We start from the raw sequence: 25,107 nt of genomic DNA on the forward strand, positions 1-25,107 counted from the left end.
CTGGATAACGAGGTGAATGTAGCATTGCTATCGGAATTATCAATTAGAAATTTTGCTATTATTGAAACGTTAAGTATTTCGTTTAAGAAAGGGTTAACCGTACTTAGTGGCGAAACTGGTGCCGGAAAATCCATTATTATTGATGCCATTAGTCTTTTAGTTGGCGGAAGAGGATCCTCTGAATTTGTCAGATATGGAACAGACAAGGCGGAAATTGAAGGCCTGTTCTATTTTGACAATGATGATCATCCTTGTCTTGAAAAAGCTCACGAACTAGATATTGAAGTTTCAGACGGTATGATTATTCTTAAACGTGATATATCCATTTCTGGAAAGAGTGTATGCCGCATAAATGGGAAGCTTGTGACGTTAGCTGCCATGAAGGAAATAGGTAAGACACTTGTCGATATTCATGGACAGCATGAAACACAAGATTTGATGAACGAAGATCGTCATTTAGAGATGCTGGATTCATATGATTATGATGAAGTCCTAGTAAAGCTGGCTAGCTATCAGGATCAATATAATATGTACGTAGATACAAAAAAACAGCTAAAGGCATTAACGGAAAACGAACAAAAAATGGCACATCGGTTGGATTTGTTACAATTTCAGCATGAAGAAATTCAAAAGGCAGCCTTAAAGCCAAATGAAGATAATGAACTTATGGAAGAACGAACTAAAATCGCAAATTTCGAAAAAATATTTAAAGCAGTAGGGGATGCACATAGCTCGCTTACTAGCGATAATAGTGGTTTAGATTATGTTCGAAATGCTATGAGCCAAATGGAAACCATATCGGATTTAGATTCCTCCTTAAAGGAAATCTATGACACGGTTGCAAATAGCTATTACTTATTAGAGGAAGTAGCATATCAGCTACGTGAAAAATTGGACATGATGGAGTATGATCCAAATCGACTTGATTTTATTGAAACAAGATTAAATGAAATTCGCATGTTAAAGCGTAAATATGGAAACAGTATAGAAGAAATATTAGAATATGCTGCGAATATTGAAACAGAAATTTCTACGATTGAAAACAAAGATGTGCACATAGAAAGAGCAAAAAAGCAACTAGTACAATTAGAAGAAGCATGTTTGAAGGAAGCGACGAAGTTAAGTGTATTTCGTAAAGAGCTTGCAGGACGCTTAATAGAGGCAATTCATAGGGAATTACGAGAGCTTTACATGGAAAAAACAAGGTTTGAAATTGTGCTGAAAAATATTCCAGGTACGGTGGATGATCCGCTGGTAGACGGAGCACCTGTTAAATTAACACGGAACGGCTATAATCATGCAGAATTTTATATTTCAACAAACCCAGGAGAACCGTTAAAACCGTTAGCTAAGGTTGCCTCTGGCGGGGAGCTTTCACGTATCATTTTAGCACTAAAAAGTATTTTTTCGGAGCATCAAGGAGTTACATCGGTTATTTTTGATGAAGTGGATACGGGAGTCAGTGGCCGGGTTGCCCAGGCCATTGCCGAGAAAATCCAACGGGTTTCTGTTGGCTCTCAAGTGCTCTGTATAACTCATTTACCCCAAGTTGCCTCGATGGCAGATAATCATTTATTTATTCGTAAGGAAATTATAAATGAGCGAACGATCACATCGGTTACGATGCTCGAAGACGAAGAGAAAGTGATTGAGGTCGCTAGGATGCTCTCTGGTACTGAAATTACAGTTGTGACAAAGCAGCATGCACGGGAGTTATTACAGCAAGCACAGTATATTAAGCAAACAGGTCAAGCTATCCAATAAAAGGATAGCTTTTTTATATCTCCCAGTTATAAACGGAAGCAGACAAGGAGAAATTAAATAGTGAAGCCGAATCGGCTGAATGTGGGTTAGGAGCGAGGAGAGTGAAAAATGAAATATGAGCAATTTCGTAAGGTAGTTGGTACATTTCTCCTTGTTTCGCTTCTCGTAGTTGGGTTTTGCAAACCTGTTCGGGAATTTATTGCAATGCCGCGGCAAGTTGTTCTGTTTGAGGGACAACAGTCACAACTCTCTACTTCTGTGTTCCAAGCAATGTCCACCAATCCATCAGTATTTACAGTTAATGATAGTCCAGATAGGTCTGTTGCTGCCCATGAAAGCGGAGAAGCTAAAATGGTTCTTCAGTTAGCTGGGCTTCCAGTAAAAAAAGTAAATGTTAGGGTGCTGAAGGATTTTAGAGTAATTCCTGGTGGTCAATCTATTGGAGTAAAGTTGAATGCGAAAGGTGTACTCGTTGTAGGACACCACCTCGTAGAAACGAATACAGGTAAGATTTCTCCTGGCGAAACCGCAGGCATTAAAGTAGGAGATATGATTACAGAAATTAATGGAAAAGGAATAGAACGTATGAGCGATGTAGCTCCTTTTATCCAAGATAGCGGTAAAACAGGAGCATCGTTAGATATTGTTGTTCTTCGAGATAACAAATATATGCGAACAAAATTGTCACCTGTTAAAAACAAACAGGATGCGTTTTATCGAATTGGTCTATATATTCGTGATTCGGCTGCCGGTATTGGAACCATGACCTTTTTTCATCAAGATAGTATGAAATATGGTGCGCTTGGTCATGTCATTTCTGACAACGATACGAAAAAACCAATTGAAGTGGAAAATGGTCAAATTGTTAGGTCAACAGTTACGTCTATTCAACGTGGAAGTAACGGTGATCCAGGTGAAAAACTAGCAAGATTTTCTCCCGATCGTGAAGTAATCGGTACAATTACAACAAATAGTCCCTTCGGTATTTTTGGAAAATTAAACACATCCGTTAGAAACGAAATTATGGATGAAGCTCTTCCGATAGCCCTATCTAGTCAAGTCAAGGAAGGGCCAGCAAAAATATTAACAGTTATTGATAAGGATAAGGTGGAGGCTTTTGATGTTGAAATTATTAGTAGCGTTCCTCAAAAATTTCCAGCTACGAAAGGGATCGTTCTGAAAATTACCGATAAACGACTTCTTGAAAAAACAGGGGGGATTGTACAAGGAATGAGCGGTAGCCCAATTATCCAAGATGGTAAATTAATTGGAGCTGTGACGCATGTTTTTGTAAATGATCCAACCTCTGGCTATGGTGTTCATATTGAGTGGATGTTACAAGAAGCGGGAATAAACATTTATGAACAGTATGATCATGAAAAAGCAAGCTGATTTATAGCTTGCTTTTTTATATTCAGCCTTTCATCTGTTTCAGTTTCTCAGTCCTTTTTTTTGTTGTATAATATAGGAAACTAAGGTTACATGACGAAGAAACGAAAAAAACCGAGATATAACATGAAAGCATAAGAAAAGAAGAAGTTTTGACTACTTTTTAGTAAATTAAGTAAATATTAAAAGGATATGACAAGTAATTGTCGAAAACTTCATTTATATACCTTATGGTTTCTATTTATTGAAACTTGTTGGGATAAGGGAGGAAAAATTGTGGAGAAGATTAAAGTTTGTCTTGCGGATGACAACAAAGAACTCGTATCCATGCTTGAAGAATACGTATCGGGACAAGAGGATATGGAAGTAATTGGTGTTGCTTACAACGGTCAGGAATGTTTACATTTGCTCACTGATAAAAGTCCGGATGTTCTGGTTTTAGATATTATCATGCCTCATTTAGATGGATTAGCGGTATTAGAAAAGCTACGTATGATGGAAAAAAAACAACCAAACGTTATCATGCTTACTGCCTTTGGGCAAGAGGATGTGACAAAAAAAGCGGTAGATTTAGGAGCGTCGTATTTTGTGTTAAAGCCATTTGATATGGAGAATTTAACGAGTCATATTCGGCAGGTTAGTGGAAAACCAAGTGCTGTTGTGAAACGACCTCTGAATTCGTACCGTTCGAGCTCTTCGGAAGGAAAACCGAAAAATTTAGACGCCAGTATCACAAGTATTATTCATGAGATTGGGGTTCCAGCACATATTAAAGGATATATGTATTTACGTGAAGCAATTTCGATGGTTTATAATGACATTGAGCTTCTTGGCTCTATTACAAAAGTATTGTATCCGGATATTGCAAAAAAGTATAATACTACAGCAAGCAGGGTAGAACGTGCCATTCGTCATGCGATTGAAGTAGCGTGGAGCCGTGGCAATGTTGAATCTATTTCATCCCTATTTGGATACACCATATCCATGTCGAAAGCTAAGCCAACAAACAGTGAATTTATTGCGATGGTTGCTGACAAGCTTCGCCTTGAGCATAAGGCTTCTTGAAAGAGATAAGTTTGTAAGTGCATACTCATCTTGTATACATTCAAACAATTACCTTTCTTATGTAAAGAGTTCGTAAAGGTGATAGCTGTATGGTTATCTCCTTTTTATAATCATGTGCTGTAAAGAAAAAGACCAGAAATATTGAAGATATGCCACAAGAAGTAGGAATTTTGTCTAGGTAAGGCAGAATAAAAAATAGCTCAAAAGGAATTCGGTTTCCCTTTTGAGCTATTTTTTATTCCCCTTGTTTATCTTGTTTTTCCAGTTGCGCTAGTTTTTGAATAAGAATGTACTGCGGCATATGCATAACTTGTTCAAGTGGTATCTTAAGTGCTTGTGACAACTTTAATGCTGTTTCTGGTGTTATTTGTAATGGACGCAAAACTATAGACCCCCTTTTTGGTTAGTATACCATAGGAAATGAAAAAGATAGGAACAAGGAGCGTTAGAGTAAGCCACAGATATAAATGATATAGAATCTGTATGTACCGGTTGCTTAAAAATAAGAGCGTTTACAATTAAAATTCTACGTTTTTACGGAGAAATTGTTCTTGTATTCTGTTCAAATTACGTGTATAAATTAAATTATGACCAAGTACTAAAATCAGGTTGTATGAAATGGTCCTGTTTCAATCAAACTTACCATTGCGCTCTCTTTCTTTTCGAAAGCGTGATTGTAATTTATTTCGTTTCCGATCTCGATGGAATAGAAATCCACCAAAGAGATACATTCCAACTCCAAAAAGCATAACACCTAGTAGAAACTGCATAGAAAGAGTAGGAATGGGGGAGTTAAGAATGGCAAATAAGGTATCTCTCATGAGTTTAATTCCTGTTACGGCCATAATGATGGGAAGTAAAGCTAGAAATAAAGCGACTGTTCGATACGTCGGAATCCCTTCCTTTCAAAAGAAAAGATATATATAAGAAATCATCTTATATATATCCTTTATTTGTCAATATGAGAATATAAATAGAGAAAGTAGCATGCTTTTCTTATGATAAGGTGAAGGGATAAGAAGAATTAAACATTTATCCATGTTCTTAATTATGGAGAGCAATGCAAGTAAATTTGTATTAAATACTATATACGAAATTCTTAGGCAATAATGCTAGTGCAAGGTCTTAATTGAACGTAATCCTTTTCATGACTTTAGGATAAGATGGGGATTCAAATATGAAAGATAGGAATTTAATTTTCATAATACATAAGTGAGGGACGCAAAGAATGAACCATACAAATATGACATTAAATATGCTAGTGGAAAAAGCAGTGAAACAACCGAAAAAGACAGTAGCTGTTGCGGCGGCAGATGATGAAGAGGTAATGGAGGCAATTGCCGCTGCTGTAGCAGCTGAAATTGCAAACTTTTATCTATATGGAAATGCAGAAACGATTTCCAATATGATGAACAAGTACCATTTGAATGCCAGCGACCAGATCCAAGTGTATGATGCCACCTCTGTAGAGGCTGCACGGTTAGCGGTTCAAGCAGTAAGTAGTGGAATGGCAGATATCGTCATGAAGGGAAATATAAGTACGGCAACAATTTTAAAGGCAGTACTTCATAAGGAATATGGATTACGAACAGGCAATGTTTTATCACATGTGGCTGTATTTGAAGTTCCTAATTATGATCAATTCATTACAGTAACAGATGCAGCTATGAACATTGCTCCAGACTTAGATGGAAAGACAGCCATTTTGAAAAATGCGGTAGCAGTTGTAAGGGCTCTTGGGATAGAGAAACCGAAAGTAGCACCTTTAGCTGCGGTGGAACTAGTCAACCCTGCTATGCAAGCAACGATCGATGCAGCGCTATTAACGCAAATGAATCGTCGCGGTCAAATCAAAGATTGTGTTGTAGATGGACCACTTGCTTTAGATAATGCTATTTCTAAAATTGCTGCAGCACATAAAGGAATTGTAAGTGATGTTGCAGGAGAGGCAGATATTTTACTCGTACCGAATATTGAAACGGGCAATATTTTATATAAATCACTCGTATTTTTTGCAAATTCAAAAGTAGGAGCAATAATTGCGGGAGCAAAAGCACCAATTGTTTTAACATCACGTGCTGATTCTGCTGAATCCAAATTATACTCACTTGCTCTAGCTGTTGCAACAGCCAGATCTTAACACGGCTATAATGAAAGGAGAGCAAATAGTGGATATTTTTAAGAATATGGAGTTGTACGATTACGAACAATTGCTATTTTGTCAGGATAAAGAGTCGGGATTAAAAGCAATTGTATCGATTCATGATACGACACTCGGTCCGGCACTCGGTGGGACGAGAATGTGGACGTACGCGTCTGAAGAAGCGGCTATAGTGGACGCACTTCGCTTATCTAGAGGAATGACATACAAGAACGCTGCTGCCGGACTTAATCTTGGCGGAGGAAAAGCCGTCATTATTGGAGATCCGCGTAAAGATAAAAATGAGGCGATGTTCCGTGCTTTTGGACGATTTATACAAGGTTTAAACGGACGGTACATTACAGCCGAGGATGTCGGTACTACTGTTGATGATATGGACATTATTCATGAGGAAACAGATTATGTTACGGGTATTTCCCCTTCCTTTGGTTCCTCAGGCAATCCATCCCCCGTTACAGCTTTCGGTGTGTACCGAGGTATGAAAGCAGCAGCAAAAGAAGCCTTTGGTAGTGAAAGCTTAGAAGGAAAAGTTATCGCAGTTCAAGGGGTTGGCAATGTTGCATATAATCTTTGCAAGCACTTGCATGTTGAAGGAGCTAAGCTAATTGTAACGGATATTCATAAACAATCGGTACAACGGGCTGTTGATGAATTTGCTGCATCTGCAGTGGATCCAACCGACATATATGAAGCTCAGTGTGATATATTCTCACCATGTGCATTAGGTGCTGTCATCAATGATGAAACCATTCCTGCTATGAAAGCAAAGGTAATTGCTGGGGCTGCTAATAACCAATTAAAAGAAGCACGTCATGGGGAGATAATTTATGAAAAAGGAATTATCTATGCTCCTGACTATGTTATTAATGCAGGTGGAGTGATAAATGTAGCAGATGAGCTATATGGATACAATCGGGAACGTGCACTTAAAAAAGTAGAAGGAATTTATGATAATATTACGAAAGTAATTGAAATTTCAAAACGTGATGGTATTCCCACATACTTAGCTGCAGACCGACTAGCTGAAGAACGAATTCAAAATATGAAACAATCAAGAAGCACCTTTTTACAAAATGGTCATCACATATTAAGTAGAAGATAACAGAAAAAGTGAAGATGGTATTATAATCCATCTTCCTATCGTGTACGGAGGGAAGAAAATTGTCTATTTTTCGCATACTTGCTATTAATCCGGGGAGCACATCTACAAAAATTGGGGTTTTTGAAGATGAACAGGTAATATTTATAGAAAACATTCGTCATAAGGAAGAAGAAATTGCAGCGTTTGCTCACATTTTTGATGAGTACGAGTTTCGAAAGAATACGATATTAGAGGTGCTTGATTTGCATGGGGTGAACGTATCAGATTTAAGTGCAGTGTGCGGTCGAGGCGGGCTAATTCGTTCTGTTAAGGGCGGAACGTATGAAGTAAATGAAGCAATGTTAAAGGATTTAAGGGAAGGATATAATGGGTTCCATGCTTCTAATTTAGGTGCAGTACTGGCTCATGAAATTGCTTCCTCACTACAAATTCCATCTTTCATCGTAGATCCGGTTGTAGTAGATGAAATGGATGACATTGCTAGAATTAGTGGTGCTGTTGGAATCGAACGAAGAAGCATCTTCCATGCGCTTAACCAAAAAGCAGTTGCAAGAAGCGTTGCAAAAAAAATCGGTAAAAAGTATGAAGAATTAAATATGATTGTCGCTCACTTAGGCGGAGGAATTACAGTAGGGGTGCATCATAAGGGAAGAGTAATTGATGTAAATGATGCCTTTTACGGGGAAGGTCCGTTTACGCCTGAGAGAGCTGGAAGTGTTCCAGTAGGCCAGCTAATTGATCTATGTTTTTCTGGAAAATATACACGTGAAGAAGTAATGAAGAAAATGGTAGGGCAAGCTGGTTTGGCAGCCCTACTTGGTACAAAGGATGCAAGTAAAATTGAAAAGTTAATAGCAGATGGAGATAAGGAAGCTAAGTTGATATATAGTGCAATGGCTTACCAAATTGCAAAGGAAATTGGAGCGGATAGTACTGCATTGCATGGAAAAGTAGATGCAATTGTGTTAACAGGTGGATTAGCGTTTAGCAAATTACTCGTTCATGAAATTATGGAACGCGTTCAGTGGATTGCTAATGTGTTTGTTGAGCCAGGAGAAAATGAACTACAGGCACTTTCCCAAGGTACATTACGAGTACTGCGCGGTGAAGAAGAAGTAAAAGAATATGTTATTCCTAACGAAAATGGGAGGTAAGTACTATGGCAACGGATTATGATCTCGTCATTATTGGAGGCGGAACCGGGGGATATGTAGCTGCCATTCGTGCAAGTCAACTTGGGTTAAAAACAGCCATAGTAGAGAATAAAAAATTGGGTGGTACATGCCTACACGCAGGATGTATTCCCAGTAAAGCGTTACTTCGAAGTGCAGAAGTATTTGCTACTGTAAAAAAAAGTGCACAATTCGGTGTGAAAACGGGAGATGTATCACTTGATTTCACAAAGGTACAAGAGCGCAAACAAACGATTGTAGACCAGCTTCATCGCGGTGTTATGCAACTTATGACAAAGGGGAAAATAGATATTTACGAGGGGTATGGCCGCATTCTTGGGCCATCCATTTTTTCTCCTCTACCAGGAACGATTTCAGTTGAAATGAACAGCGGCGCGGAAAATGAAATCCTCATTCCGAAATATGTCATACTTGCAACGGGGTCTCGCCCTAAAACATTGCCTGGTCTTACAATAGATGGTGAATATGTTTTAACATCGGATCATGCGCTGCAAATGAAAGAACTTCCTTCCTCTATCATTATTATTGGGGGCGGTGTCATCGGAGTAGAATGGGCATCGATGCTAGCTGATTTTGATGTAAATGTAACCGTTATTGAGTATGATTCTCGTTTACTTCCCCTGGAGGATGAAGATATTTCGAAGGAGATGCAGCGTTTGCTAAAGAAAAAAGGAGTTACTGTCGTGACGAGTGCGAAAGTAATGGGACATACTCTTGTGCGAGGGCAAACTGTATCGATTCAAGCAGAGCGAAATGGTGAAATGAAAGAATATACAGGTGATAAAATACTTGTTTCCACTGGACGCCAAGCAAATATAGAAAACTTAGGACTTTCTAATACAGATATTGTGATAAAAGATGGATGTATTGAAACAAATGAATATTATCAAACGAAAGAACCCCATATTTATGCGATTGGTGATGTCATTGGCGGATTACAGCTTGCACATGTTGCATCGCATGAAGGGATGATAGCGACCGAGCATATGGCAGGTCTGAAGCCACAGCCACTTAATTATGAAATAATATCAAAATGTGTATATAGCAATCCAGAAGTTGCATCAGTTGGACTAACGGAGAAGGCTGCTATAGAGCGTGGCTACAAAGTAAAGACAGGTACATTTTCCTTTCGTGCTATTGGCAAGGCACTCGTATACGGGGAAAAAGACGGCTTTGTAAAGCTAGTTGTTGATGAAGATACGGAAGACCTTCTTGGCTGTCATATGATTGGACCTCATGTTACAGATTTGATATCTGAAGCGGGGCTAGCGAAGCTATTAGATGCAACTCCGTGGGAAATAGGAAAAACCATTCACCCTCATCCATCCCTATCTGAAGCAATTGGAGAAGCGGCATTAGCTGTTGACGGAAAAGCTCTTCATGCATAAGAAGTAGAGATGAATAGTTTCTTCACTGCCATCCGTTTTTATGAAATTAGGAGGAGATAGCAATGACTGAATATACTATAAATCGTCATCAGGAGCTTGGATTGTCTGATTCTCGTGTCTTAGATATGTATCGTACGATGGTGCAGGCGCGTAGAATAGACGAACGTATGTGGTTGTTAAATCGTGCTGGGAAAATTCCATTCGTTATTTCGTGTCAGGGACAAGAAGCTGCGCAGGTAGGAGCTGCTTTTGCTTTAAATCCCGCAATAGATTATATATTGCCCTACTATAGAGATATGGGTGTTGTTCTTACATTTGGTATGACAGCGAAAGATTTGATGCTTTCCGCATTTGCCAAAGCGGAAGAGCCAAACTCTGGCGGGCGTCAAATGCCCGGTCATTTTGGACAAAAGAAGAATCATATTGTTACAGGGTCATCTCCTGTGACGACACAAGTCCCGCATGCTGTCGGAATTGCACTTGCAGGACGATTAGATGGGAAAAATCTTGTTACTTTTGTAACGTTCGGTGAAGGTTCTTCCAATCAGGGTGATTTTCATGAAGGAGCAAATTTTGCTGCTGTTCATAAACTACCTGTTATATTTATGTGCGAAAATAATAAATATGCAATTTCTGTTCCGATTGAAAAACAACTAGCTTGTGTCAATGTTTCCGATCGCGCTGTTGGATATGGGATGCCTGGTGTTACAGTAGATGGAAATGATCCGCTAGAAGTTTACAAAGTGGTGAAAGAAGCAGTCGATCGTGGTCGCTGCGGTGAAGGACCTACATTAATTGAAACCATTGCCTATCGCCTAACTCCTCATTCAAGTGATGATGATGATCGTTCTTATCGCAAACGTGAAGAAGTAGAAGAGGCGAAGCGGAAAGACCCCCTTTATACATTTACTGCCTATTTAAAAGAAGTCGGGGTTCTCACAGATGAAGTGGAGAAACAGATTGAAAGTGAAATCATGCAAATTATTGACGAAGCAACTGAATACGCGGAAAGAGCGCCATATGCAGAGCCAGAATCCACACTAAACCACGTATATGCTAGGGGGAATAATGATGCCAATTAGATCCTATATTGATGCCATTACGCTTGCTATGCATGAGGAAATGAAACGTGATAATCACGTATTTATTTTAGGTGAAGATGTTGGGAAAAAGGGCGGCGTTTTTCGAGCAACGCAAGGATTGTATGAGACGTTTGGGGAAGCAAGGGTAATGGATACCCCGCTTGCAGAGTCTGCAATTGTAGGCGTAGCGATTGGCGCTGCTATGTATGGGATGCGCCCTATCGCAGAAATTCAGTTTGCAGACTTTATTATGCCAGCTGTAAATCAAATTGTTTCGGAAGCCGCCAAGATTCGGTATCGTTCTAACAATGATTGGAGTTGTCCTATTACGATTCGTGCACCATTCGGTGGTGGGGTTCATGGTGCTTTGTATCATTCTCAGTCAGTAGAAGCCATTTTTGCCAATCAGCCGGGATTGAAAATTGTCATACCATCTACCCCTTATGATGCAAAAGGACTATTAAAAGCTGCGATTCGTGATGAAGATCCCGTTTTGTTCTTTGAACATAAACGTGCGTATCGCCTTATTAAAGGGGAAGTACCAGACGAAGATTATGTTCTCCCGATTGGAAAAGCAGATGTGAAACGAGAAGGGGAAGATATTACCGTTATTACGTATGGTCTTTGTGTCCATTTTGCTTTGCAGGCTGCTGAAAAAGTAGCCCAAGATGGTATCTCTACTCACATATTAGATTTGCGTACCATTTATCCACTTGATCAAGAAGCAATTAAAGAAGCGGCTTCTAAAACAGGAAAGGTGTTACTTGTGACAGAGGATACGAAAGAAGGAAGTGTAATGAGCGAGGTAGCGGCTATTATTGCAGAGCATTGTTTATTTGATTTAGATGCCCCGATTGCCCGTTTAGCTGGACCGGACGTCCCTGCTATGCCGTATGCACCGACGATGGAGAAATTTTTCATGGTAAATCCAGATAAGGTAGAACATGAAATGCGCAAGTTATATGCATTTTAAGGAGGAAAGTTGATGGGAGTCGAAATTATAACGATGCCACAGCTTGGTGAAAGTGTAACGGAAGGTACCATAAGTAAATGGCTTGTACAGACCGGTGATCATGTTAATAAATATGATCCATTAGCAGAAGTGATGACAGATAAAGTAAATGCAGAAATTCCTTCCTCCTTTACGGGGGTAATTAGTGAAATAATTGCACAAGAAGGCGATACGTTGGTTGTGGGTGCAGGCATTTGTAAACTAATTACGGAAGAAACAGAACGTACCGTAGTGCAAGAAGAACGAGAAATTCAACAAACTCAAGACATTCTGAAAGATTCATCTATGCCTAAGGCTAGATATTCTCCTGCTGTTTTAAAGCTAGCACATTTGCATCAAATCGATTTAGCGACAATACAAGGAACCGGGTTACAAGGACGCATTACACGCAAGGATGTACTGCGTATAGCTGAGAAGGGAGCGATTCCTTCTGCAATAGAACAAGTGCCAATACCTATGAAAAACGAAGAAGTAGTAGAAAAGAAGGAAGCTGTTGCGTCTCCTTCTTCATATGATGTAGAGGTCCCAGTGTCATCAGTTCGGAAAGCAATTGCAGCCAACATGGTGCGCAGTAAGCAGGAAGTGCCTCATGCTTGGATGATGGTAGAAGTGGATGTTACCAATCTAGTAGCATATCGTAATCAAATTAAGGATGAATTTAAAAAGGGAGAAGGATTTAATCTAACATACTTTTCCTTCTTCGTGAAAGCTGTTGCAAGAGCATTAAAAGAGTATCCACAAATGAATGCAATGTGGGCAGGAGATAAAATTATCCAGAAAAAAGATATTAATATTTCGATTGCTGTAGCAACTGATTCTGAGCTGTTCGTACCGGTTATTAAGCGGACAGATGAGAAAACAATAAAAGGAATTGCACGTGAAATAAATGATTTGGCTGGTAAAGTAAGAACGAAGTCTCTTGGTTTGGATGATCTACAAGGCGGAACGTTTACTGTGAACAACACTGGTACGTTTGGATCGATTCAATCGATGGGCATTATTAATTATCCACAAGCAGCGATCGTACAAATTGAATCGATTGTAAAACGTCCGGTTGTTATGGATAACGGATATATTGGCGTTCGTGATATGGTAAATATCTGTTTATCTCTTGATCATCGTGTATTAGATGGGCTAATTTGTGGCCGGTTTTTACAGCGCGTCAAAGCGATACTAGAAAGTGTATCAAAGGAAACCACCTCTATTTATTAAAAAGAAGTGATGTAAAAAGGACAGTGTCTTTTTTGCATCACTACTTTTTTTGTTTCGTTGCACACATATACATAGGCAGTAGGAAAAGGAACAGACTAGAAGGGAAGGAAGAGCGTCTATGCATCTTTTTACACATGCAGAACATTTAACCCCATTTGAATGGATAGCAAGAGCGATTGTTCCTTGGAAAGGAAAGGATTCGAAATATATTGGTTGCTATGGTAAATGGTGAGGGGGACCTTCGACTCATTTTTAAAAAGTAACATAAGAAACATCTCTTTTTTGCAACATACTACATAAGCTATACTGTTATTTAAGAATGAAAAGAGAAAGGTTAGTAAAATGGGATATGTAGAAGAGATACGAAAGCTTGTTGGTCATACTCCGCTAATACTTGTTGGTGCAGTGGTGTTGGTTTTGGATGGGAAAGGAAATATTTTACTGCAACAACGCACGGAACCGCATGGAAAATGGGGTCTTTTAGGGGGGTTAATGGAGTTAGGTGAATCTCCAGAAGATACAGCCCGGCGAGAGGTATTTGAAGAAGCAGGAATCGATGTCGGTAGACTTAGGCTAATTGATGTATTTTCCGGTAAAAATTATTTTGTAAAGTTGGCAAATGGAGACGAGTTTCAAACGGTTACAATTGCTTACTATACGACAGAGTTTCATGGAACCCCGCAAAATAATCATGAAGAAGGTCTTGCCGTGCATTTTTTTCCGCTATCGGAGCTGCCGAAATTCATTGTAGGATCTCATAAGCATATGATTGAATTATATATACGAAGCACTAAATAATCGTAGTGATAACTCATAATTTGTATACTTTTTCACAGCAGTGAAATGACAGAAGCATGGGTTGCTTTGCAAAACAGTTGCCTAGCAATCCGCTTTATGTAACATATATACATATATGGTATGACATATTTTGCGGTTATTAGCTAATTTGATACATTATTTTCAAAATTGTCTTTGCGAGAACAAGTATTTTGTACTAAACTAAACATGTATAATAATTTAGAAAATTTCATTTTATTATAATTTAATTAGAGTAAAGGGGGTCTACATATGGAGAAGACGTTTCAGGAGTTCAAAGGGGTATCTTATGAACAATGGAAGCAACTTGCAGAAAAGGCGCTAAAAGGAACGGCGTTTGATAGTTTACTTCGACAAACATATGATAATGTAATTCTGAAGCCTTTATACACAAAAGATGATGCTCATGCATTCAAGGAAGTAGCTGCCCTTCTTCCGAAAGCTGGAGAAGGAATTGCACAAGAAGTATTCGCAGCAAATCCAAGCAAAGCAAATGCTATACTTGTAGACGCATTACAAAATGGACAACAAGTTGTGCATTTACTTGCAGATAAAGCAACTCTTCGTGGAAGTGATTCTACACAAGATGGAGACCGCGGTATTCCATTAAGTTTTACAAAAGATTTTGAAAGCGTTTTTAACGGGGTAGCCATTGAAAAGTATCCAGTGCTACTTTATACAGGATATACAGCGTATCCGCTATTGGCAATGTTAGTATCCTATGCTAAGAAAAGCGAAACTCCATTATCTTCCTTACGAGGAACTGTTGGGGCAGATCCACTCGGCTATTTAGCAGAAGAAGGTGAGCTTGTTACATCACTATCTGCTTGCTATGACGATATGGCCAAAACAATAAAATGGAGTTTAGAACATACACCTCAATTACACACGCTCTTCGTTCGTACAGATGCGTATCATAATGCTGGAGCAAATGCTGTACAAGAGTTAGCTATCGCATTTGCTACTGCAGTTGAATATATTCGGGCAGGGATGGAACGAGGATTACAAGCAAAGGATGTTATTTCATCTATCACATTCAGTTTTTCAGTAGGATCCTATCTCTTTACTGAAATTGCGAAACTTCGTGCTTTCCGTGTATTATGGAGCAAAATCACTGAACAATTTGGCCTAACTAACGTAAAAAGCCCAGTTCATGTTTCTACATCAAAACGCACAAAAACAGTAAATGATCCTTATATTAATTTACTTCGTTCCACAACGGAAGCATTTTCTGCAGTGATTGGCGGTGCGGATACGCTTCATGTAACTCCATATGACGATGCAGCAGGATTTGCTAATGAAAATGGGAAACGATTAGCTAGAAACATTCAACATATCTTGCGCGGTGAAGCTCATCTTGAGAAAGTTATCGATCCTGCAAGAGGTGCGTTTTATGTGGAAGAGCTAACGGATGAGTTAGCTAAGCAAGCATGGGATATGTTCCGTGAAATTGAGAAAAAAGGCGGCATGATTGCCGTGCTTGAGGACGGTTCTCTGCATGAAGAAATTAATCGTATTGCGAAGCAACGACTTGCAAATGTGCGCTCATTAAAACAAACAATTGTCGGTACGAATCGCTTTGTAAATCTTGCAGAAGACAAGCTTACAGCTGACACAAAAGAAGCATACAACAGAGAAGAAGTTGTACTTGCTTATAAAGAACAACGAAACACAACAACTGTTCCTTCTTATCAAGGTGCAACAGTTGAAGAATTGATTGAAGCATATTCAGCAGGAAGTTCAATTGGAGACATTACTGCATCGCAAATCAAAGATGGTATACAAATCCAAGCCTTTCTTCCAATCCGAGATGGAGAAGAATTTGAAGAATTGCGTAAAGCAGCAGACCAATTTCTAAATCAAACGGGTAGAAGTCCGCGTGCATTAGTTGTTCAACTTGAAAAAGATGACAATACCAAAACAATTGCTACTACTTTAAAAGCATGTGGGTTTGAAGTTGCAACAGTGGACAAGATGCCAGGTGATATAGAAGAAGTAGAAGCTGTGTTCTTACATGATAACGTAGATTCACTTTTAACATCGATCGCGAACCTTTCATCTGTAGGAAAAAAACTATATGTAATTGGTACGGATGAAAGTGGAGCAGGAGAGGCTGCTTTAGCTGCAGGAGCAGATGGCACACTTGCAAATGTAAGCAGTTTGTTGCCATTGTTGCAAGATATGTATAATGAGTTGGAGGTGACAGTATGAAAACGCCAGACTTTTCAACACTAGAATATTCATCGCTATTTACAAATGAAGCCGTTACAGAGCCAGAAGCAACGGTTGCTTATAAATCTAATGAAAAAATTGATGTTAAAACCATATATAAAGAAGAAGATATTGAGTCACTCGATTATCTAGACTTTAAACCAGGCGTAGCACCATACCATCGCGGACCGTATGCTCTTATGTATACGAATCGTCCGTGGACAATCAGACAATATGCAGGCTTTTCTACAGCGGAAGAAAGTAATGCATTCTACAAACGTAATTTAGCTGCTGGACAAAAAGGGTTGTCAGTAGCATTTGACCTTGCGACTCATCGTGGTTATGACTCAGATCATCCTCGTGTTGTAGGGGATGTCGGTAAAGCCGGCGTTGCGATTGATTCTATTTTGGATATGAAGGTATTATTTGACGGTATTCCGTTAGATAAAATGTCGGTATCTATGACGATGAACGGTGCCGTTCTTCCTGTGTTAGCATTCTATATTGTGGCTGCAGAAGAACAAGGTGTTAAGCAAGAACAGCTAGCAGGTACGATCCAAAATGATATTTTAAAAGAATATATGGTTCGTAATACGTATATTTATCCACCAGAAACATCCATGAAAATTATTGCAGATATTTTTGCATATACATCTAAAAATATGCCGAAGTTTAATAGCATTAGTATTTCTGGTTATCATTTACAAGAAGCGGGAGCTCCTGCTGATTTAGAATTAGCTTATACGCTCTTAAACGGTATTGAATATGTTCGTACAGGACTTAAGGCAGGATTAGAAGTCGATTCATTTGCCCCGCGCCTATCTTTCTTCTGGGCTATCGGTATGAACTACTTTATGGAAGTTGCAAAGATGCGCGCAGGTCGACTTCTTTGGGCGAAGCTAATGAAGCAGTTTGATCCGCAAAATTCGAAGTCATCAGCATTACGTACTCATTCACAAACATCAGGATGGAGCTTAACGGAGCAAGATCCGTTTAATAACGTTGCACGTACTTGTCTAGAAGCACTTGCAGCCGCAAGTGGTCATACACAATCACTTCATACGAACGCATTGGATGAAGCTATTGCATTACCTACTGATTTCTCGGCTCGTATTGCTCGTAATACACAGTTGTATTTACAAAATGAAACAGGAATCACGAATACAATCGATCCGTGGGGCGGTTCTTATTTCGTTGAATCGTTAACATCAGATTTGATGAACCGTGCATGGGAACATATTGAAGAAATTGAAAGCCTAGGTGGTATGACAAAGGCAATTGAAAAAGGTATACCGAAGCTTCGTATTGAAGAGGCGGCAGCAAGAAGACAAGCACATATTGATTCTGGCGCTGAATTAATCGTAGGGGTAAACTCATATCGTCTTGATCAGCAAGAACCTCTTGAAATTTTAGATATTGATAATACAGCGGTATTGAAAAAACAATTAGAACGTTTAGATCAGCTTAAGAGTGATCGAGATGAAGCCGTAGTTGCAAAAACACTAGAGGCGATTACAAAAGCTGTTGAAACAGGCGAAGGAAACTTGCTTGCATTAGCGATCGAAGCTGCACGTGCTCGCGCTTCACTTGGAGAAATTTCAAGTGCAATTGAGAAAGTTTCAGGTCGTCATAAAGCTGTTATTCAAACAGTGAGTGGCGTATATCGTTCTGAATACAACAAGCAAGATGAGATTGAACTTGTTCGTCAAAACATTGATGCCTTTGCTGATAAGGAAGGTCGTCGTCCACGTATTTTAATTGTTAAACTTGGACAAGACGGTCACGATAGAGGGGCTAAGGTTGTAGCAACTGCGTATGCTGATCTTGGTTTTGACGTAGATATGGGACCATTATTCCAAACTCCAGAAGAAGCAGCTCGTCAAGCAGTAGAAAATGACGTTCATTGCATTGGCATGAGTTCGCTTGCGGGTGGTCATAAAACATTACTTCCTCAACTTATTGAAGAATTACGTAAGCTAGGAAGAGAAGATATTGTTGTAATAGTCGGCGGGGTTATACCGGTTCAGGATTATGAATTCTTATACGAAAACGGTGCAGCTGCAATTTTCGGACCAGGAACAGTTATTCCACACGCTGCCCAAGAAATTCTAGATGAAATCGAACGTCGTCTTGGCGAAGAGGAATAAATGATGCAAGAAGATATGAAACGTCCAGAATGGGTGCCGACTAGCGGAGAAAATCAGGATGCTTTCACAACTACCGTCATGAAAGGAACGGAGCAGCCTGTAGCGCGAAAACATTCCTTTCAAAAACGAACGGTATCGATAGAAACTCTTGTTGAAGGAGTGCGAAATAATAATCGCACTCTTCTTGCACAGGCGATTACACTTGTAGAAAGTAACGCACGGAAACATAACCAAAAAGCCCAAGAACTTATCCAACAGCTTTTGCCGTATACAGGAAATTCCATTCGTATTGGAATTACTGGGGTTCCGGGAGCTGGGAAAAGCACATTCATTGAAGCTTTTGGTACTATGCTCTGTGAACTAAATCTTAAGGTTGCAGTACTTGCGGTGGATCCTAGCAGTACCCTAACACGGGGAAGTATTCTAGGTGATAAAACGAGAATGGAACGTCTTGTGCAACAAGAAAACGCATTTGTTCGTCCTTCACCATCTGGCGGAGCATTAGGCGGGGTAAATAGAAGAACACGAGAAACCATGCTATTGTGCGAAGCAGCTGGCTACGATGTAATTCTAGTTGAAACAGTAGGAGTTGGGCAGAGCGAAGGAATGGTCCGTGATATGGTAGACTTCTTCTTACTTTTATCGCTTACTGGTGCAGGAGACGAATTACAAGGTATAAAGCGTGGTATTTTAGAGTTAGCTGATGGAATTTTAATTAACAAGGCAGATGGAGATAATCGTGTTCGTGCTTTGCAAACAGTTGGGCTTTACTCACAAATGTCGCATTTGTTTCAGCCGGCAACAGAAGGATGGGAAGTTCACGTAGGCCTATGTTCTGCTCTTTATAACGAAGGCTTACAGGAGTTTTGGAAGGAAGTAACTACTTTTCAGGAAAAGACAAAACAATCCGGTGTGTTTGAACAACGACGGAATAATCAAAAACGACATTGGTTGTACGCATCAATCCGTGAACAACTTGAAATACGATTTTTCAACAATACGATGATGAAAGAACAGTTAATGCAGTATGAGCAAGACATTATGCATGGGAAACAAACTGTTACGAAAGCTGTTATGGAGCTTATGGAAACGTATGAGAATAAGTAAAAGCAGTTTCGTTGGTATTCCTACCTTAGAATTGATAAGATAGTAGCAAAGAAACATAAGGAGGAATACAATGGTTGATTTTAATTTTTTTATGAATGATGTTGTACGTCAAGCTCGTGAGGAAATCGGTTCGGCAGGTTATACAGAATTAAAAACACCGGAAGAGGTAGAGGAAGCATTTGCGAAATCTGGTGTAACATTAGTCATGGTGAACTCTGTTTGTGGATGTGCAGGAGGTATTGCTCGTCCTGCGGCAGCTCATTCGGTTCATTACGATAAACGGCCAGATCATTTTGTTTCTGTGTTCGCAGGACAAGATAAAGAAGCAACTCAGTTTGCACGCGATTATTTCGAAGGCTATCCGCCATCCTCTCCGTCATTTGCTTTATTAAAGGATGGAAAAATTTTAACTATGATACAACGGCACGAAATTGAAGGACATTCACCAATTGAGGTTGTTGAAAAGTTACAGAACTATTTCAATCAATATTGCCAAGAAGTATAAGATATCATTACAAAAATGTGAATTTGTCAATTAAATGTTGGATGCATAGATCATGATACAATCCCTTTCGCAGAGGAAAAGGGTTGTATCATGATTTTTTTATTTTATTTTATTTTATTTATTTGTACCCCCATAAAGATGAATCTTCTTTCGAATAAGTATAAGGAAGAAAGCAAAAACGAATTAGAATTGAAAGATGAAGTGGGGAGTAGTAGGCAATAATTATGATATTACTAGTAAATAGGGGAAAGACATACTATACACAAAAAACTATTTGTATGATTGTAAGAAGCAGAAGAGTAGGCTAAGTAGGGGAAATGCAAATAAATATAAATATAAAAAATGAGCGAACAGTAACAAAAAGAAACTTCGCTTCGCAATCGCAAACAAATCGGTAATAAACGTAACAAAAAAGAAAACAACGACTAGTAATTTCGTATGTTATAATGGTCACTTCTATTAGAGAAGTGACCGTTCTGCTATGTTTGTGGAAGGGAGGGAGGAGCTCGCAGTGCTACATTTATTACTACATGTTGTTAAGAAAAAGCCAACAATCGAGGAAGAAGTCATGAATTTACAAGCTGGAAATGGAGATAAAGAAGCATTTATTCTAGCCTATCGCCCTTTTATTCGTAGCACCATTTCATCTATTCGTCATCGTTATATAACGGAACAAGACGATGAATATAGCATTGGCTTAGTTGCATTCAACGAAGCTTTGCAACAATATTCGTACACAAAGGGTAGCTCATTCCTCTCATTTGCAAAACTCCTTATGAAACGAGACATTATTGATTATTTACGTAAGGAAACGCGTAGAACATTTGTCTCCTTTGATGAAGTGGGGGAAACCATTGATTCCGAGCAATCTCAGTTTAAATATTTGCAGGAAATGGACAATCAAAATCGTAGGGAAGAAATTCTCCATTTACGTGGCTTGCTTAAAGAATTTAAGATCTCTTTGTCTGAACTGGTGAAAGAGTCACCAAAGCATCAGGATACAAGGTCAGCTATGATAGCGGTTGCGAAACAAATTGTGAAAGAAGAGGAACTACTAGAGGAATTGTTTCGAAAGAAAAAGCTGCCATTAAAGAAACTTGAATCAAAAGTCAGTATGAGTCGTAAAACATTGGAACGTCATCGAAAGTACATAATTACCATGTGTCTCATTTTTAGTAATGAATACACCTATATTAAAGGTTACATAGAGGGGGGGATGAAGGATGAGTAAAGGTGTTGTTATGGAAGTACGTTCGCGTCGTATCGTGTTACTAACACCTGAAGGAAACTTTGTTACATGTAACAAAGGGGAAGGTACATATGAAATTGGGTCTGAAATTCAATATACTCCTCAAGATATAACGGTAAGACGCCTCTTTTTAAAGCCTGTACTAACAATTGCTGCATGTATAGTCCTATTCATCCTTTTCTATCGACCAGAAGACAAGGTAATGGCTTACGTCTCAATTGATATTACTCCCAATTTAGAGGCAAGTGTCACAAATCATTTATATGTAAAGGATTTGAAAGCACATAATCAAGATGGAGAAAGAATTTTGAAGGAAATAAGGGATTGGAAGGGAAAACCCCTTCAAGAAGTTCTACAGCATATATTTGAACAAAGTGAAAAGGATGGTTATTTAATACCAGGAAAGAAAGTCACTCTTACTTCTGTATTAAAGGATAAAAGTGATACTGTGCTTGAGAATCAGCTTGAAAAGCTAGTTAAGCATTTTCAGGATGAGTATAAGCAAGAGGATATTATGATTATATGGAAAGCAGGCAAATTGAAAATTCAAGAGGAAATGAAAAAGGAAGGCTTTCGTTTAGGACCTTATGTAGGAAAGGAATACCAGAAAAAGGATCCATTTCTCCAAACGGAATCATCCGCACCTTACATTTTGAATCATTCTGCAAACATTTCAAGCGAAGGGGAGATGTCGCAGCAAACCACATTTCCGAAAGACTCTTCCTCTTCATCGAATGAGGTTAATCATCAGAACTATTTTAAAGAAGAGAAAAAGCAAGGAATGATAGAGTTTCCTGAAGGAGAACAGCAAGTAGTAGGAAATGAAAATAAAAAGCTTACACCGGCTAACCCTACCAATAAGTCCAATCAGCCTGCTGGTTCAACTGTAGAAAAAATAAAAAATGAGCAAAACAAAGAACAGGTAAGAAAGGATAGTACAAACGAGAAGAATAAACAGCAGGAACGAGAGCAAGATACGCATCATAATGAGAAATAGAAAAAGTAAGAAACATGGATAGAGGCTACTGAAAAACGATATGTTTTTTTGTAGCTTTTTTCAGCTTATTCCAACCAATTGAATATTGCATAAAAAGGAATAAATATGCATCTTCTGCCTGATAACTATACACATAAATGTAAAATGAAAGGAGAATAATAAGGCTATGGTAAGAAAATAACTATTCTTTATGGAGCATTTGAAAAAACATTGTAGTTTTTTAGCGATTAATTATTGCATAATTATAAATGTGTGTTAAAATACAGTTTGTTAAATAAAAAGCTACTTATAGAAAAATAAAGAAACGTTACAACGGAGGGAACAAATATGAAAAAGCTAGTACTACTCGTTTTAGCTGGCGTTTTAACAATTGGGGTACTTGGTGCTTGTACTAAGAAGCAAGATACATCAAGCAATAGCACTAATAAAGTTCTTGTAATGGGAACTTCTGCCGACTACAAGCCGTATGAGTATGTGGATTCATCAAAAAGCGATAAGCCAATCGGATTTGACATTGATATCGCAAATTATATTGGAAAAGAACTAGGATATACAATTCAAGTAAAAGATAGTGACTTTGACGGTTTATTAGCATCTATGCAAGCTGGTAAAGTAGACTTCGTTATGGCTGGTATGACACCTACAGATGAACGTAAAAAGAATGCTGACTTCTCAGATGTTTATTTTACAGCTAAAAATGTTGTTATTTCTAAAAATGGTACTGTACAAAAGATGGATGATTTAAAAGGGAAAACAGTTGGTGTACAAACAGGCTCTATTCAAGAAACGAAAGCGAAAGACTTACAAAAACAAACTGACTTTAAAATAGAAGGACGTAATCGTGTACCTGATTTATTTGAAGAATTAAAAGCTGGACGTGTTGATGCAATTATTGTAGAAAACACAGTTGCAAAAGGATATTTAACAAAACTTCCTGAACTTAAGGGTGCAGATATTCCAGAAGCTGCCGATGAATCTGGATCTGCCATTGCATTTCCTAAGGGAAGTAAATATACAGCTGATTTTAATAAAGTTATTCAAAAGATGAAACAAAATGGCGAATTGGACAAGCTAGTTAAAAAATGGTTTGACGCACAATAAAGTAAGTTAGCCTTAATCACATATGTATTGGGAACACAATTTACAGCAGGGGCTACCTCTGCTGTAAATTGTGTTCTTCTATGGAAATATTTAATTACGACACAAATAGCTTTTTGCATGGAACGTTTCACTTTATAATGTGAAAGAGATGAAGTATACGTAAGAGAGGAATGGTTGCAGAGATGAAGCTTGATTTTAATCAAATCGTCCCATCGATGCCTTATATATTATTAGGGTTACAAGTTACGCTGCAAATTGTTGCAGTAGCAGCTGTTATTGGTTTTGTGCTTGGTACGCTGCTTGCTTTATTTAAAATTGCTAGAATACGAGCTCTTGGTTGGTTTGCAGATGCATATACTTCGCTTTTTCGCGGAACACCACTTGTATTACAACTGATGATTATCTACTACGGGTTACCGCAAATTACGGGCTATGATATTAATTCATTTCTAGCAGCCGTGCTAGCTTTTGGTTTGAATTCGGGCGCATATATGTCAGAAATTATTCGTGCTGGTGTTCAAGCGGTTGATAAGGGCCAAACGGAAGCAGCTATGGCACTTGGTATTCCTTATCGTAAAATGATGATGAACATTATATTACCACAAGCGATTAAAAATATTTTGCCTGCACTTATGAATGAATTTATTTCACTTACGAAAGAATCAGCGGTTGTTACGGTAATAGGTGCGAGTGATTTGATGCGTCGTGCGTATATCGTTGGTGGGGAAAAGTATGCGTATTTTGAACCACTTCTTTTCGTAGGGGCTATTTACTACATTTTAGTCATCCTATTGACAATTCTCGGAAAAGCAATTGAAGGGAGAATGAGAAAAAGTGATTAAAATTGAAGGATTATACAAATCTTTTGGTGAGCTTGAAGTATTGAAGAATATTTCAACTACCATTGAGCAAGGACAAGTTGTTGCCGTTATCGGACCGTCTGGATCAGGAAAGTCAACCTTTTTACGTTGTATCAACTTACTTGAGCAACCTACAAGTGGTCATGTCTGGATTAAAGACGAAGACGTTACAGATAAACAAACAGATATTATGAAGGTACGTCAACATGTAGGTATGGTATTTCAACATTTTCATCTGTTTCCTCATATGACTGTTTTGGAGAACTTAACGTATGCACCGATGAAAGTGAAGGGGATGACCAAGGCAGAGGCAGACAATAAGGCGCAAAAATTGCTTGCCAAGGTTGGCTTGAGTGAAAAAGCGAATGAGTATCCCAATCGCTTATCTGGCGGACAAAAGCAGCGTGTTGCAATTGCAAGAGCACTTGCAATGGAGCCGGAAGTCATGTTATTTGATGAACCAACCTCAGCACTTGATCCTGAAATGGTAAAAGAAGTACTTGAAGTAATGAAGTCCCTTGCTCATACGGGTATGACGATGATGATTGTTACACATGAAATGGGATTTGCCAGAGAAGTGGCAGATCGTGTTTTATTTCTAGAGGATGGCAAGTTAATCGAAGATGCACCACCATCCGAATTTTTTACTGCTCCGAAGAGTGCACGAGCCCAAGAATTTTTACAAAAAATGCTGTAAAGTGTAAGAAAAAGGTGCCCCTAATCGTATTAATGGGGCACTTTTTTTG

General features: G+C 38.7%; 22 protein-coding genes. 20 read left to right on the top strand and 2 right to left on the bottom strand.

The window, feature by feature from the left end:
• Window positions 1–24: 24 nt before the first annotated feature.
• From recN to spo0A, 3 genes are all read left to right on the top strand, one after another.
• Entirely contained in the window at window positions 25–1,764 is a 1,740-nt protein-coding gene (recN, locus tag ACAN53_RS02380) for a DNA repair protein RecN (RefSeq protein ID WP_379966473.1), read from the top strand.
• A gap of 108 nt (window positions 1,765–1,872) precedes the next feature.
• Complete coding sequence (gene spoIVB, locus ACAN53_RS02385; protein WP_379966476.1) at window positions 1,873–3,156, top strand: SpoIVB peptidase; 1,284 nt, start codon at window positions 1,873–1,875, stop codon at window positions 3,154–3,156.
• Between the two features lie 273 nt (window positions 3,157–3,429).
• Complete coding sequence (spo0A, locus tag ACAN53_RS02390; protein ID WP_379966479.1) at window positions 3,430–4,218, top strand: sporulation transcription factor Spo0A; 789 nt, start codon at window positions 3,430–3,432, stop codon at window positions 4,216–4,218.
• Between the two features lie 235 nt (window positions 4,219–4,453).
• On the opposite strand, the gene ACAN53_RS02395 is transcribed toward spo0A, so the two are convergent.
• Window positions 4,454–4,600, bottom strand: a complete 147-nt coding sequence (locus tag ACAN53_RS02395) for a YycC family protein (protein ID WP_379966482.1) — start codon at window positions 4,598–4,600, stop codon at window positions 4,454–4,456.
• A 247-nt stretch (window positions 4,601–4,847) separates the two neighbouring features.
• Window positions 4,848–5,114: a DUF2627 domain-containing protein gene (locus ACAN53_RS02400; RefSeq protein WP_379970225.1), complete on the bottom strand. Its 267-nt coding sequence runs from the start codon at window positions 5,112–5,114 to the stop codon at window positions 4,848–4,850.
• Between the two features lie 347 nt (window positions 5,115–5,461).
• On the opposite strand from ACAN53_RS02400, the gene yqiS reads away from it, so the two are divergent.
• The 17 genes from yqiS to ACAN53_RS02485 all read left to right on the top strand — a co-directional run bounded on the left by yqiS (window position 5,462) and on the right by ACAN53_RS02485 (window position 25,058).
• Window positions 5,462–6,358, top strand: a complete 897-nt coding sequence (yqiS, locus tag ACAN53_RS02405; protein ID WP_379970227.1) for a phosphate butyryltransferase — start codon at window positions 5,462–5,464, stop codon at window positions 6,356–6,358.
• Between the two features lie 10 nt (window positions 6,359–6,368).
• Entirely contained in the window at window positions 6,369–7,481 is a 1,113-nt protein-coding gene (bcd, locus tag ACAN53_RS02410) for a branched-chain amino acid dehydrogenase (protein ID WP_379966485.1), read from the top strand.
• Window positions 7,482–7,540: 59 nt separating this feature from the next.
• Window positions 7,541–8,635 carry a butyrate kinase gene (gene buk / locus ACAN53_RS02415; RefSeq protein WP_379966488.1) on the top strand — a complete coding sequence of 365 codons (1,095 nt, stop codon included), beginning with the start codon at window positions 7,541–7,543 and terminating at the stop codon, window positions 8,633–8,635.
• A 5-nt stretch (window positions 8,636–8,640) separates the two neighbouring features.
• Complete coding sequence (lpdA, locus tag ACAN53_RS02420; RefSeq protein WP_379966491.1) at window positions 8,641–10,062, top strand: dihydrolipoyl dehydrogenase; 1,422 nt, start codon at window positions 8,641–8,643, stop codon at window positions 10,060–10,062.
• A gap of 62 nt (window positions 10,063–10,124) precedes the next feature.
• Entirely contained in the window at window positions 10,125–11,144 is a 1,020-nt protein-coding gene (locus ACAN53_RS02425) for a thiamine pyrophosphate-dependent dehydrogenase E1 component subunit alpha (protein WP_379966494.1), read from the top strand.
• Window positions 11,134–12,117 carry an alpha-ketoacid dehydrogenase subunit beta gene (locus ACAN53_RS02430; RefSeq protein ID WP_379966497.1) on the top strand — a complete coding sequence of 328 codons (984 nt, stop codon included), beginning with the start codon at window positions 11,134–11,136 and terminating at the stop codon, window positions 12,115–12,117. Before ACAN53_RS02425 ends, ACAN53_RS02430 begins: the two co-directional genes overlap by 11 nt.
• A gap of 12 nt (window positions 12,118–12,129) precedes the next feature.
• Window positions 12,130–13,368 carry a dihydrolipoamide acetyltransferase family protein gene (locus ACAN53_RS02435; RefSeq protein ID WP_379966500.1) on the top strand — a complete coding sequence of 413 codons (1,239 nt, stop codon included), beginning with the start codon at window positions 12,130–12,132 and terminating at the stop codon, window positions 13,366–13,368.
• Window positions 13,369–13,710: 342 nt separating this feature from the next.
• A complete protein-coding gene (locus tag ACAN53_RS02440) occupies window positions 13,711–14,166 on the top strand; it encodes an NUDIX hydrolase (RefSeq protein WP_379966503.1) in 456 nt (151 codons plus the stop codon).
• A gap of 270 nt (window positions 14,167–14,436) precedes the next feature.
• Entirely contained in the window at window positions 14,437–16,395 is a 1,959-nt protein-coding gene (locus ACAN53_RS02445) for a methylmalonyl-CoA mutase subunit beta (RefSeq protein WP_379966506.1), read from the top strand.
• Complete coding sequence (gene scpA, locus ACAN53_RS02450) at window positions 16,392–18,542, top strand: methylmalonyl-CoA mutase (protein WP_379966509.1); 2,151 nt, start codon at window positions 16,392–16,394, stop codon at window positions 18,540–18,542. The genes ACAN53_RS02445 and scpA overlap by 4 nt, the downstream gene beginning before the upstream one ends.
• A complete protein-coding gene (meaB, locus tag ACAN53_RS02455) occupies window positions 18,543–19,649 on the top strand; it encodes a methylmalonyl Co-A mutase-associated GTPase MeaB (protein WP_379966512.1) in 1,107 nt (368 codons plus the stop codon).
• A gap of 70 nt (window positions 19,650–19,719) precedes the next feature.
• Entirely contained in the window at window positions 19,720–20,154 is a 435-nt protein-coding gene (locus tag ACAN53_RS02460; RefSeq protein ID WP_379966515.1) for a BrxA/BrxB family bacilliredoxin, read from the top strand.
• A 511-nt stretch (window positions 20,155–20,665) separates the two neighbouring features.
• A complete protein-coding gene (gene sigI / locus ACAN53_RS02465) occupies window positions 20,666–21,385 on the top strand; it encodes an RNA polymerase sigma-I factor (protein WP_379966518.1) in 720 nt (239 codons plus the stop codon).
• Window positions 21,378–22,400 carry an anti-sigma factor domain-containing protein gene (locus ACAN53_RS02470; RefSeq protein WP_379966520.1) on the top strand — a complete coding sequence of 341 codons (1,023 nt, stop codon included), beginning with the start codon at window positions 21,378–21,380 and terminating at the stop codon, window positions 22,398–22,400. Before sigI ends, ACAN53_RS02470 begins: the two co-directional genes overlap by 8 nt.
• A 327-nt stretch (window positions 22,401–22,727) precedes the next feature.
• Window positions 22,728–23,501, top strand: coding sequence for a transporter substrate-binding domain-containing protein (locus ACAN53_RS02475; protein WP_379966523.1), 774 nt, complete (start codon window positions 22,728–22,730; stop codon window positions 23,499–23,501).
• Between the two features lie 182 nt (window positions 23,502–23,683).
• Window positions 23,684–24,343 (top strand): amino acid ABC transporter permease, encoded by a 660-nt coding sequence (locus ACAN53_RS02480; RefSeq protein WP_379970229.1) that lies wholly within the window; start codon window positions 23,684–23,686, stop codon window positions 24,341–24,343.
• Window positions 24,336–25,058: an amino acid ABC transporter ATP-binding protein gene (locus ACAN53_RS02485; RefSeq protein ID WP_379966526.1), complete on the top strand. Its 723-nt coding sequence runs from the start codon at window positions 24,336–24,338 to the stop codon at window positions 25,056–25,058. Before ACAN53_RS02480 ends, ACAN53_RS02485 begins: the two co-directional genes overlap by 8 nt.
• Window positions 25,059–25,107: the final 49 nt, after the last annotated feature.

Source organism: Ectobacillus soli (assembly GCF_042610425.1).
GTDB lineage: Bacteria > Bacillota > Bacilli > Bacillales > Bacillaceae_G > Ectobacillus.

What these genes read in the sequence shown, in the direction of transcription:
- ACAN53_RS02425 (WP_379966494.1), top strand. Translation starts at nt 10,125, where the DNA reads ATGACTGAATATACTATAAATCGTCATCAGGAGCTTGGATTGTCTGAT.
- ACAN53_RS02440 (WP_379966503.1), top strand. Translation starts at nt 13,711, where the DNA reads ATGGGATATGTAGAAGAGATACGAAAGCTTGTTGGTCATACTCCGCTA.
- ACAN53_RS02460 (WP_379966515.1), top strand. Translation starts at nt 19,720, where the DNA reads ATGGTTGATTTTAATTTTTTTATGAATGATGTTGTACGTCAAGCTCGT.
- scpA (WP_379966509.1), top strand. Translation starts at nt 16,392, where the DNA reads ATGAAAACGCCAGACTTTTCAACACTAGAATATTCATCGCTATTTACA.
- ACAN53_RS02470 (WP_379966520.1), top strand. Translation starts at nt 21,378, where the DNA reads ATGAGTAAAGGTGTTGTTATGGAAGTACGTTCGCGTCGTATCGTGTTA.
- lpdA (WP_379966491.1), top strand. Translation starts at nt 8,641, where the DNA reads ATGGCAACGGATTATGATCTCGTCATTATTGGAGGCGGAACCGGGGGA.
- yqiS (WP_379970227.1), top strand. Translation starts at nt 5,462, where the DNA reads ATGACATTAAATATGCTAGTGGAAAAAGCAGTGAAACAACCGAAAAAG.
- ACAN53_RS02480 (WP_379970229.1), top strand. Translation starts at nt 23,684, where the DNA reads ATGAAGCTTGATTTTAATCAAATCGTCCCATCGATGCCTTATATATTA.
- ACAN53_RS02430 (WP_379966497.1), top strand. Translation starts at nt 11,134, where the DNA reads ATGCCAATTAGATCCTATATTGATGCCATTACGCTTGCTATGCATGAG.
- meaB (WP_379966512.1), top strand. Translation starts at nt 18,543, where the DNA reads ATGATGCAAGAAGATATGAAACGTCCAGAATGGGTGCCGACTAGCGGA.
- ACAN53_RS02445 (WP_379966506.1), top strand. Translation starts at nt 14,437, where the DNA reads ATGGAGAAGACGTTTCAGGAGTTCAAAGGGGTATCTTATGAACAATGG.
- ACAN53_RS02475 (WP_379966523.1), top strand. Translation starts at nt 22,728, where the DNA reads ATGAAAAAGCTAGTACTACTCGTTTTAGCTGGCGTTTTAACAATTGGG.
- bcd (WP_379966485.1), top strand. Translation starts at nt 6,369, where the DNA reads ATGAAAGGAGAGCAAATAGTGGATATTTTTAAGAATATGGAGTTGTAC.
- ACAN53_RS02435 (WP_379966500.1), top strand. Translation starts at nt 12,130, where the DNA reads ATGGGAGTCGAAATTATAACGATGCCACAGCTTGGTGAAAGTGTAACG.
- spoIVB (WP_379966476.1), top strand. Translation starts at nt 1,873, where the DNA reads ATGAAATATGAGCAATTTCGTAAGGTAGTTGGTACATTTCTCCTTGTT.